This window comes from Mycobacterium sp. (assembly GCF_050700595.1).
Lineage (GTDB): Bacteria > Actinomycetota > Actinomycetes > Mycobacteriales > Mycobacteriaceae > Mycobacterium.
In genome coordinates, this window is sequence record NZ_JBOHHI010000129.1 from 18,301 (window position 1) to 27,955 (window position 9,655).

Consider the following 9,655-nt stretch of genomic DNA (forward strand, 5'->3'; position numbering starts at 1 on the left):
CCGGCTAAGCCACTGGGCTGATCGATCGGCGCCCTGAAACGCTCGAGGCCCGTTCAACCAGCATGTAGTTGGCGCTCGACTACCCGCCGTATCCACGCCGACACTGACCGGTCATCGGCTTCGGCTGCACGCTGGATCTCCTCCAGAAGTTCCGGCGGAAACCTAACCGGCACAGGGTTGGCCAGACGCTTCCGGCGTCTACGAGGCTGGCCTTGCGGCTGCTGATTCTCGGGCTGGCCATAAAACTCGTACTCTTCGTCTGGGGTCATGGGCATATTCGTCATCGGTCTCTCCGGTACTGGTCTGCGAGATTTTTGGAAGCGGGGTAACAGCCGATCGGACGGCATCGCCGAGGGTCACCCGATCGGGCGGGCGCGATAGGAACCACGAGGACGGTTCCCGCAACTTCCGCGCACATCAGCCAATGCGCCGGCGGTTTGGCCGGATAGAACAACGGGTCTGCCTCCCACACGTCAGCAATATCGGGCACACCCAGGCGTGGGTGTTTGAAAAGGTGCGCGGCTTGAGTATCGATTTCGAACGGCTCATATTCATCAAGTAGGTCGAGTTCCAGGCGTTCGCCCACGTGCGACTAGTGTAGTTGACCCGACTACAACTATCTACAGAATCGTGCGAGGGTCGCACACGCGATTATTTTTCGAGTCGGAGCGTAATGCGCGTTCGTGGCAAGGAGGAACATGGCCGCGCCGGCGACGATGCAGAGCGAAGCGATGAGGAGGAGCGGCGCTGATGACTGAGACTGTGTTGGTCACCGGGGCGTTCGGGCTGGTCGGGTCCGCCACCGTGCGACGGTTGCTCGACGACGGCCGCCACGTCGTCGCTACCGACCTCGACGTGCCGGCCAACCGCAAGGCGGCGGCCGCGCTGCCGCCATCGGTCGAGGTGCGCTGGGCCGATCTGACCGACAGCACCGCGGTCGATGCGCTGCTGGCGGCGGTCTCCCCCGCGGCGATCATCCACCTGGCCGCGATCATCCCGCCCCTGTGCTACGCGCGGCCCGCGCTGGCCCGCAAGGTCAACGTCGATGCCACCGCCCTATTGCTCAAGTCCGCTAAAGCATTACCGTCGCCGCCACGATTCGTCCAAGCGTCGAGCGTTGCCGCCTACGGCGCGCGCAACCCGCACCGCATCACCGATCTGCTCACCACCGACACTCCGCTGCGGCCGTCGGACAACTACGGCGCGCACAAGGTGGAGGCCGAGCAGTTGGTCCGGGACTGTGGCCTGGACTTCGTGATCCTGCGGCTGGGCGGCGTACTCACCGCCGAGCCCCGGTTCGACGTCGACCTGGACACCATCTACTTCGAGGCGTCGCTGCCCATCGACGGCCGCATCCAGACCGTCGACGTGCGCGATGTCGCCCGCGCGTTCGCCGCGGCCACCACCGCGCCGGCGGTCGGCGAGACGCTGCTGATCGGCGGCGACGACTCGCACCGGCTGCTCCAGGGTGACCTCGCGCCGGCCACTGCTGCGGCGATGGGCCTGGTCGGCGGAATACCCGTGGGCCGCACGGGCGATCCCGACAGCAACGACGACTGGTTCGCCACCGACTGGATGGATACCACGCGATCGCAGGAACTGCTGGATTTCCAACGGGTTTCATGGCCGCACCTGCTTATCGACGCCGCTGACCGGATGGGCTGGCGGCGCTACCCGGCGCGGTTCGCGGCGCCGCTGGCACATGCGTTGCTCAAGCGCCGCTCGCCGTACTACCGCTCCCCGGGCCGCTACGCCGACCCGTGGGGCGTGATCCGCGCCAAATGGAACGACCCACGACCCGAGGGGACCAGAGCATGACCAATCGCACCGCGGTCGTGGTCGGCGGTGCGTCGGGCATCGGCCGGGCGGTGGTGCACGCGCTGGCCGCCGACGACCACCGCGTCACGGTCGCCGACCGCAACACCGATGGCGCACAGGCCGTCGCCGCCGAGCTCGGTGCCCCGCACACCGCCGCGACCGTCGAAGTCACCGACGAAGACTCCGTGCAAAGGCTGTTCGCACAATCGGGCCCGCTCGACGCCGTGGTCAACACCGCCGGGATCGGCGGGGTCGGACTGATCACCGACCTGCCGGCGGCAGAGTTCCGATCGGTCGTCGACATCTGCCTCATCGGCGCATTCCTGGTGATCAAGCACGCCGCGCCGCACCTGCGCGACGGCGGTGCGCTGGTGTCGCTGAGCTCGCTCAACGCCCGCCAGCCCGCCGCCGCGATGAGCGCCTACTGCGCCGCCAAGGCCGGGCTGTCGATGCTGACCCAGGTCGCCGCGCTGGAGCTGGCGCTGCGCGGCGTCCGGGTCAACGCCGTCGCGCCCGGGTTGGTGCACACCCCGCTGACCGAGCCGGCCACCCAGATCCCCGGCGTGCTCGACGAGTATCTGGAGAACACCCCGCTGGGCCGGGCCGGCACGCCCGAGGACGTCGCCGAGGCGGTGGTGTTCATGTGCAAGGCGCCGTGGCTGACCGGCGAGGTGCTCGACCTCAACGGCGGCGCGCATATGAAGCGCTATCCCGACCTCTACGGGCATGTGATGAAGCTGGCTGCGCAGCAATGACTTTCACCGGCAAGCAGGCGATCGTCACCGGCGGCGGTTCGGGCATCGGGGCGGCGCTGTGCCGGGCGCTGGTCGCGACGGGCGCCGACGTGGTGTGCACCGACGTCGACGGCGCAGCCGCCGCGAAAACCGCTGCGGGACTTGCGGGTCCCGGTAGCGTGCGCTCGGTGATCTTGGATGTCACCGATGCGTCGGCCGTGCAGGCCGTCGTCGACGACGTCGTCGCCCGCGCGGGCCGGCTGGACCTGATGTTCAACAACGCGGGCATCGCGTGGGGTGGGGACACCGAACTGCTCACGTTGGCGCAGTGGAACGCGATCATCGACGTCAACATCCGCGGCGTCGTGCACGGGGTGGCCGCCGCGTATCCGGTGATGCTGCGGCAGGGCCACGGCCACATCGTCAACACCGCGTCGATGGCCGGGCTCATCGCGGCCGGCCAGATCACCAGCTACGTGATGACCAAGCATGCGGTCGTCGGCTTGTCGCTGGCGCTGCGCTCCGAGGCGGTATCGCGCGGAGTGGGCGTGTTGGCCATCTGCCCGGCCGCGGTGGAAACGCCGATCCTGGACAAGGGCGCGATCGGGGGTTTCGTCGGCCGCGACTACTACCTGCGCGGCCAGGGCATGAAGACCGCCTACGACCCGGACCGGATGGCCCGCGACACGTTGCGGGCCATCCAGCGCAACAAGGCGCTGCTGGTCGTTCCCCGCCGTGCGCACGCCTCATGGGTGTTCGCCCGGCTGGCGCCCGGCCTGTTGCAGCGGCTTTCGATCGGGTTCATCGAGCGCCAGCGTCAGCGTCAGGCCGCCAGATCGCATCCGTGACAACGACCGTGCCGCTACCGTGGGACCCGTGGTTGCCGATTCCGACCGCATCTGGGAATTCGTCACTGCGCCGCCGCGCAGCGCTCCCGGCATTGCGTCGATGGTCGGATACCGCGCCTTGCAGACTCCCGGCGAGTTGCATCGCGGGATGCCGTCGTCCACGCTGACCTTCATCGTCAGCCTCGACGACGGGGTGCAGACCGCCGAAACCCCCGAGGCCCTTCGCACCGCTCGACCCAACCCACTGCTCTTGGGCGGATTGCAGGTCCAGGCCGCTCATGTGCGGCAGCGACGCGGCCAGGCCGGGGTGCAGTTGGCGGTGCATCCGCTGGCCGCCCGCGCGCTCTTCGGAATGCCCAGCGCCGAGTTGAATCCGGCCGACTTCGACGCCGCCACCGTGCTGGGCCGGCGTGCCGCGGAGTTGCGTGAACGCATGGTCGATGCGGGGCGTTGGCCGGATGCGTTTGCGTTGATCGGTAAGTACCTGGTGGATGGGTGGCAGCGCCGCGAACATGCGACGGTGCGTCCCGAAGTCGCCCACGCCTGGCACCTACTGGAGCGCAGTCGCGGCCGGGCTCCGGTGAGCGCGGTCGCGGACCGGGTCGGGGTGAGCGCACGGCATTTGACGACGCTGTTCCGCCGGGAAGTTGGCCGGTCGCCCAAGACGGTCGCGATGCTGATGCGCTTCGAGCACGCGACCGCGCAGATCGCGGAGTCGGTGCGACGACGGGTGCCGGTCGATCTGGCGGCCATCGCGGTCGGCACCGGATATAGCGATCAGGCCCACCTGACCCGGGAGTTTGTCCGGTTCGCGGGTGCGCCGCCGCGCCGCTGGCTGGCCGAAGAGTTCCGAAACATTCAAGACGGCGGCCACTCGTCGGGATCACCCTGCGGACATGACTGTTTCCAATCCGACCGTGTGGTCGACGTTGCAAGCCCATAACGCGCCCAAGCTGATCGACTACTACGTGGATACCTTCGGCTTCGTGCTTGCTGTGCGCTACGGCGACGGAGAGACCGTCGACCACGCGCAACTGAACTGGCCCGAGGGAAGCGGCGGGATCATGCTCGGCAGCCACAAACCCGGTGCCGAATGGTCCCGCGAACCCGGCACCGCCGGCGCCTACGTCGTCACCGCGGATCCGGATACGCTCTACGAGCGCGTCCTTCAACACAAGGCCGACATCGTGCGGCCGCTCGCCGAAACCGATTACGGTGCCCGCGAATTTGTCGTGCGCGATCCGGAGGGCAACCTATGGTCCTTCGGCGACTACGGCGGCCACCCGCTGCCGGCTTGACATGCGCGCCATTCGAATCACGGCCAACCTTCCGGTGGCCGACATCGCGGCAGCGAAGAGCTTCTACACCGACTACCTCGGGCTGCGTGCCGAGGAGTTCAACCTCGGCTGGGTGGCCCGCTACACCTGTCCCGACACCAGGGCGAACATCCAGCTCGTAACACGCGACGCAACCGCCCCCGAAGACTCGGCCATCTCCATCCACACCGATGACGTCGAAGGCGCCTACGCGGAAGCCCAGCAACTCGGCTACCAGATCGTGCATCCGCTGACGACAGAGCGATGGGGTGTGCGTCGGTTCTTCGTCCGGGCACCAGACGGCAACATAATCAACATCGTCAGCCACCGGGACTGACACCGCCGGGATCGGGAAGGTGACGATGAACAACGAATTCACACTCACCCAGAAACGTGCCCTGGCCGTCTTCACGATCATCGTCTTGCTGTTCGCGGCATACTTCCTGCGCAGCTATTTCGTCCTGATCGTGGTGGCCGCCGTCGGAGCGTATTTGTTCACGCCGCTTTTCAACTGGTTCGATCGCCGGCTGCCTAGCGGGCTGGCGGCCAGCTGCACGCTGTTGTCGGCACTGGTGGCCGTCATCGTGCCGATCGGGCTGTTGGTGCTGCTGGCGATCGTGCAGATTTCCCGGATGGTCGCCCACGTCGCCGACTGGGTGCAGCGGACCAACCTCAGCGATCTCGGCGACAAAGCCGTGCACACCGCCAACGGCCTGCTCGCGCGGGTGCCGTTCGTGCACATGACCGTCACCGGCGAGTCGTTGCGGAAAGCGATGGTGACGGTCGCGCAGAAGGCCGGCCAATGGTTTTTGCACGTCCTGCAGGACACCGCCGGAAGCGTCGTCGGCGCGGTCGCGTCGGCGATCATCTTCTTGTACGTGTTCGTCGCGCTGCTGACCCATCGCGAACAAGTGGTAACCCTGATCCGCCGGCTCAATCCGCTCGGCGAGGAAGTCACCGACTTGTACCTGCGGAAGATGGGCTCCATGGTGCGGGGCACCGTCAGCGGTCAGTTCGTCATCGCACTGTGCCAGGGGGTTGCCGGGGCGGGGTCGATCTATATCGCCGGATTTCACCACGGCTTCTTCATCTTCGCGATCCTGTTGACCGCGTTGTCGATCATTCCGCTGGGCGGCGGAATCGTGACGATTCCGTTCGGCATCGCAATGGTCTTCTACGGCAATATCGGCGGCGGTCTGTTCGTCGTGCTGTGGCATCTGATCGTGGTCACCAACCTGGACAACTTTCTGCGCCCGGTCCTGGTGCCGCGCGACGCCCGGCTCAATTCGGCGCTGATGTTGCTGTCGGTGTTCGCGGGTATCGCGATGTTCGGCCCGTGGGGCATTGTCATCGGCCCGGTGCTGATGATCGTCGTCGTCACCACGATCGACGTCTACCTTGCGGTGTTCAAGGGCGTCGAGCTCGACGACGGCGGCGCCGAAACCGCTATAACAGCCGCTGAGTGAGGAATTCGACCACCCTCTTGCGGGCCTCGTAGGCCGGATGGCCGTCGACCTCGCGGACCTCTTCGGTGAGCACCGAATGCGCCATCCGGGAAAAGCCGTACTCGTTGCCTGCGCCGGAAGGGATTTCGATCACCTCGAAGGCGTCACCGAGCCGGTCCTTGAGCGTCTGGAAGCGTTCGCCCGGCGACGTTTTGTCCTCGCTGAACCGCAAACCCATCGCGCACAGACCTTCATTGGCTGCGCGATCGGCGACGACGCCCAGCTCGACCTCCGACACCCCTGGATCGCGGCGCTGCGAAGGCGTCAACGGCAACGGCAGTGACGGCTGGCTGAGCACCGGTGCCAGCACACTGTCGTCGACCGCGGCCGCCAGCGCGAAGCCGCCGGTGAAGCACTGGCCGATCACGCCGACGCCCTTGCCGGGTGTCGACGCGTTGAGGTCACGGGCAAGCGCACGCAGGAAGGAGGCCACCGGCCGCTGCCGGTTAGTCGCGAACGCCGCGAATTCCCTTGCTACACAGGCTCGGGCAATGGTGGGTAGCACGTAGCCGGCCGATACCGGCCGGCCCGGCTCGCCGAACAATGACGGCATCGCGACCGTGAAGCCGTTGTCCACCAAGTGATTGCCCAAGGCCAGCACCCCGGGGTGGATGCCGGGTATCTCAGGGATCAGTACGACGCCGGGACCCTCGCCCTTGCGATAGACGTCGTGGGTGTACCCGCCGCCGGTGAACGGTGTCGCCGACCAGCCGGTCAGATCTGCTTCGGGTGCGGTCACTGGCGGTATCCCTTCTATCCCAACGGCGGCTGTGACTGGGTGGCCGCCGCCAGCGTACGGAACTGATCGGTGCTTCCGGCACCGGTGATCGCGATCTGCGCGGCACCCGCCGCACTGTCCAGCCGGGTGGTCCACACCGGCTCGACGTCTCCTTTTTGATTGCTGCCCTCATATACGATCCACCGGGTGCCGTCGACGTCGACCGTGCCGGTTGGATACATCGACGGATGGATCGAGCCGACCAGCAAGTTCTCGTCGGCGTTGCTTTGGGTCAAACTCACATACATGCCGGTCGGGCTGATGTATCCGACCGTGGAAACCAGCGCCCGCACCCGCTGACCGGTCGACGAAGAGGTGCGGCCGTTCTCGATGTCGCTGCGGCCGCCGGAGTTGGGCTGCCAGCCCTCGGGCAGCCGGGGCAGCCGGACCGGGAACCCCAGCGTCTGAGCATCGGCGTGCAGGGCGCCCGCTGCGTCGTAGGACGGTACCGGCCCCCGATTGGACGCGCCGGGCGCAAACGTACACATTCCCACCAGTCCGGCCAACACGATGCAGGCCGCCACCAGCGGTATCAGCGACCAGAACATGTCCCGGCCGTCCTGCAGCAACCGGGGTTTAGCCGGCTTGGCCGCCGGCTGCGGCTGGGTCGTCACAGCCCGAGTATCCCAGCTCCAGTCCGCCGACCTGCTTCTGGGACAATCGGCAACCATGACCGATCGCGCCTCACGTCGGGAAGCCCCGGACCGCAACCTGGCCATGGAATTGGTGCGGGTCACCGAAGCCGGCGCGATGGCAGCCGGCCGCTGGGTGGGGCGCGGCGACAAGGAGGGCGGGGACGGGGCCGCCGTCGACGCGATGCGCGAGCTGGTGAACTCGGTGTCGATGCGCGGTGTGGTCGTCATCGGCGAGGGCGAGAAGGACCACGCGCCGATGCTCTACAACGGCGAGGAGGTCGGCAACGGCGACGGCCCGGAGTGCGACTTCGCCGTCGACCCGATCGACGGCACCACGCTGATGAGCAAGGGCATGACCAACGCCATCTCGGTGCTGGCGGTGGCCGAGCGCGGCGCGATGTTCGACCCGTCGGCGGTTTTCTATATGAACAAGATCGCGGTCGGGCCCGACGCCGCACACGTGGTGGATATCACCGCGCCGATCGCCGACAACGTCCGCGAGGTCGCCAAGGTCAAGGCCCTGTCGGTACGCGACATGACGGTGTGCATCCTGGATCGGCCGCGGCATGCGCAGTTGATCCATGACGTGCGCGCCGCCGGGGCGCGGATTCGGCTGATCACCGACGGCGACGTGGCCGGCGCGATCTCGGCGTGCCGGCCCGACTCGGGCACCGACATGCTGGCCGGTATCGGCGGCACGCCGGAGGGCATCATCACTGCGGCAGCGTTCCGCTGCATGGGTGGTGAGATTCAGGCCCAGCTGGCGCCCAAGGACGACGAGGAGCGGCAGAAGGCCCTCGACGCCGGCTACGACCTCGATCAGGTGCTGACCACCGAGGACCTGGTGTCCGGTGACAACGTGTTCTTCTCCGCCACCGGTGTCACCGACGGCGATCTGCTCAAAGGTGTGCGCTACTACCCCGGTGGCTGCACCACCCAGTCGATCGTGATGCGCTCCAAATCCGGCACGGTGCGGATGATCGAGGCCTACCACCGGTTGTCGAAACTCAACGAATACTCGGCGATCGACTTCACCGGTGATAGCAGCGCACAATATCCCCTGCCTTAGCCACCACCAAGCCCCAAAAAAGAGGAACTTTGCCCATGGCAGATACCGAATACCGAATCGAACACGACACCATGGGCGAGGTCCGGGTGCCGGCAAAGGCATTGTGGCGCGCGCAGACTCAGCGTGCGGTGGAGAACTTCCCGATCTCGGGGCGCGGACTGGAGCGCACCCAGATCCGGGCGCTGGGCCTGCTGAAGGGCGCCTGCGCACAAGTCAACAAGGACCTCGGGCTGCTGGTGCCGGAGAAGGCGGATGCGATCATCGCCGCCGCCAACGAAATCGCCGAGGGCCGCCACGACGACCAGTTCCCCATCGACGTGTTCCAGACCGGGTCGGGCACCAGTTCCAACATGAACACCAACGAGGTCATCGCATCCATTGCGGCGGCCAACGGTGTTACCGTGCATCCCAACGACGACGTCAACATGTCGCAGTCGTCCAACGACACCTTTCCCACCGCCACGCACATCGCAGCTACCGAAGCCGCGGTGCGCCACCTGATTCCGGCGCTCGAGGTGCTGCACAACGCATTGGTGGCCAAGGCCCGCGAGTGGCGCACGGTGGTGAAGTCGGGCCGCACCCATTTGATGGACGCCGTTCCGGTGACGCTCGGCCAGGAGTTTTCCGGGTATGCCCGTCAGATCGAGGCCGGGATAGAACGGGTGCAGGCGACGCTGCCGCGGCTGGGTGAGTTGGCGATCGGCGGAACCGCGGTAGGCACCGGGCTCAACGCTCCCGACGGTTTCGGCGCCAAGGTGGTCGAGGTGCTGGCCGACCGGACCGGGCTAACCGAATTACGTGCGGCAACGAATTCTTTCGAGGCTCAGGCTGCCCGTGACGGACTGGTCGAGGCGTCCGGCGCGCTGCGCACGATCGCGGTGTCGCTGACCAAGATCGCCAACGATGTCCGCTGGATGGGATCGGGCCCGATGACCGGGCTGGCCGAGATCGC

The 9,655-nt window shown here is 66.9% G+C and carries 13 protein-coding genes; 9 read left to right on the top strand and 4 right to left on the bottom strand.

The window, feature by feature from the left end; genetic code table 11:
• Positions 1-53: 53 nt before the first annotated feature.
• On the bottom strand, positions 54-347 hold the full coding sequence (locus ACRDTL_RS12775) for a YlcI/YnfO family protein (protein ID WP_431507075.1): 294 nt from the start codon (positions 345-347) through the stop codon (positions 54-56).
• The gene (locus ACRDTL_RS12780) at positions 281-586 is read right to left on the bottom strand and encodes a hypothetical protein (protein WP_431507076.1); all 306 of its coding nucleotides are present in this window, start codon (positions 584-586) and stop codon (positions 281-283) included. The genes ACRDTL_RS12775 and ACRDTL_RS12780 overlap by 67 nt, the downstream gene beginning before the upstream one ends.
• Before the next feature lie 164 nt (positions 587-750).
• On the opposite strand from ACRDTL_RS12780, the gene ACRDTL_RS12785 reads away from it, so the two are divergent.
• The 7 genes from ACRDTL_RS12785 to ACRDTL_RS12815 all read left to right on the top strand — a co-directional run bounded on the left by ACRDTL_RS12785 (position 751) and on the right by ACRDTL_RS12815 (position 6,182).
• Complete coding sequence (locus ACRDTL_RS12785) at positions 751-1,818, top strand: NAD-dependent epimerase/dehydratase family protein (protein ID WP_431507077.1); 1,068 nt, start codon at positions 751-753, stop codon at positions 1,816-1,818.
• Positions 1,815-2,573: an SDR family NAD(P)-dependent oxidoreductase gene (locus tag ACRDTL_RS12790; protein WP_431507078.1), complete on the top strand. Its 759-nt coding sequence runs from the start codon at positions 1,815-1,817 to the stop codon at positions 2,571-2,573. Before ACRDTL_RS12785 ends, ACRDTL_RS12790 begins: the two co-directional genes overlap by 4 nt.
• A complete protein-coding gene (locus ACRDTL_RS12795) occupies positions 2,570-3,400 on the top strand; it encodes an SDR family NAD(P)-dependent oxidoreductase (protein WP_431507079.1) in 831 nt (276 codons plus the stop codon). Before ACRDTL_RS12790 ends, ACRDTL_RS12795 begins: the two co-directional genes overlap by 4 nt.
• A gap of 100 nt (positions 3,401-3,500) precedes the next feature.
• Positions 3,501-4,343, top strand: coding sequence for a helix-turn-helix domain-containing protein (locus ACRDTL_RS12800; RefSeq protein ID WP_431507088.1), 843 nt, complete (start codon positions 3,501-3,503; stop codon positions 4,341-4,343).
• Positions 4,297-4,698 carry a VOC family protein gene (locus tag ACRDTL_RS12805; protein WP_431507080.1) on the top strand — a complete coding sequence of 134 codons (402 nt, stop codon included), beginning with the start codon at positions 4,297-4,299 and terminating at the stop codon, positions 4,696-4,698. Before ACRDTL_RS12800 ends, ACRDTL_RS12805 begins: the two co-directional genes overlap by 47 nt.
• 1 nt (position 4,699) lies before the next feature.
• Positions 4,700-5,053, top strand: coding sequence for a VOC family protein (locus ACRDTL_RS12810; protein ID WP_431507081.1), 354 nt, complete (start codon positions 4,700-4,702; stop codon positions 5,051-5,053).
• A gap of 25 nt (positions 5,054-5,078) precedes the next feature.
• On the top strand, positions 5,079-6,182 hold the full coding sequence (locus ACRDTL_RS12815; RefSeq protein ID WP_431507082.1) for an AI-2E family transporter: 1,104 nt from the start codon (positions 5,079-5,081) through the stop codon (positions 6,180-6,182).
• Here the strand turns inward: ACRDTL_RS12815 and ACRDTL_RS12820 are convergent.
• Positions 6,163-6,960 (bottom strand): dienelactone hydrolase family protein, encoded by a 798-nt coding sequence (locus ACRDTL_RS12820; RefSeq protein WP_431507083.1) that lies wholly within the window; start codon positions 6,958-6,960, stop codon positions 6,163-6,165. The two genes, ACRDTL_RS12815 and ACRDTL_RS12820, sit on opposite strands and share 20 nt — an antisense overlap.
• 14 nt (positions 6,961-6,974) lie before the next feature.
• Positions 6,975-7,613, bottom strand: a complete 639-nt coding sequence (locus ACRDTL_RS12825) for a DUF4245 domain-containing protein (protein WP_431507084.1) — start codon at positions 7,611-7,613, stop codon at positions 6,975-6,977.
• 55 nt (positions 7,614-7,668) lie between these two features.
• On the opposite strand from ACRDTL_RS12825, the gene glpX reads away from it, so the two are divergent.
• Positions 7,669-8,703: a class II fructose-bisphosphatase gene (gene glpX, locus ACRDTL_RS12830; RefSeq protein ID WP_431507085.1), complete on the top strand. Its 1,035-nt coding sequence runs from the start codon at positions 7,669-7,671 to the stop codon at positions 8,701-8,703.
• Positions 8,704-8,738: 35 nt separating this feature from the next.
• Positions 8,739-9,655: class II fumarate hydratase (locus ACRDTL_RS12835; protein WP_431507086.1), on the top strand; the 917-nt coding region annotated here is incomplete at its 3' end.

Coding starts and splice junctions, on each gene's coding strand:
- glpX (WP_431507085.1), top strand. CDS start 7,669: ATGACCGATCGCGCCTCACGTCGGGAAGCCCCGGACCGCAACCTGGCC.
- ACRDTL_RS12800 (WP_431507088.1), top strand. CDS start 3,501: ATGGTCGGATACCGCGCCTTGCAGACTCCCGGCGAGTTGCATCGCGGG.
- ACRDTL_RS12795 (WP_431507079.1), top strand. CDS start 2,570: ATGACTTTCACCGGCAAGCAGGCGATCGTCACCGGCGGCGGTTCGGGC.
- ACRDTL_RS12805 (WP_431507080.1), top strand. CDS start 4,297: ATGACTGTTTCCAATCCGACCGTGTGGTCGACGTTGCAAGCCCATAAC.
- ACRDTL_RS12785 (WP_431507077.1), top strand. CDS start 751: ATGACTGAGACTGTGTTGGTCACCGGGGCGTTCGGGCTGGTCGGGTCC.
- ACRDTL_RS12775 (WP_431507075.1), bottom strand. CDS start 347: ATGCCGTCCGATCGGCTGTTACCCCGCTTCCAAAAATCTCGCAGACCA.
- ACRDTL_RS12810 (WP_431507081.1), top strand. CDS start 4,700: ATGCGCGCCATTCGAATCACGGCCAACCTTCCGGTGGCCGACATCGCG.
- ACRDTL_RS12815 (WP_431507082.1), top strand. CDS start 5,079: ATGAACAACGAATTCACACTCACCCAGAAACGTGCCCTGGCCGTCTTC.
- ACRDTL_RS12790 (WP_431507078.1), top strand. CDS start 1,815: ATGACCAATCGCACCGCGGTCGTGGTCGGCGGTGCGTCGGGCATCGGC.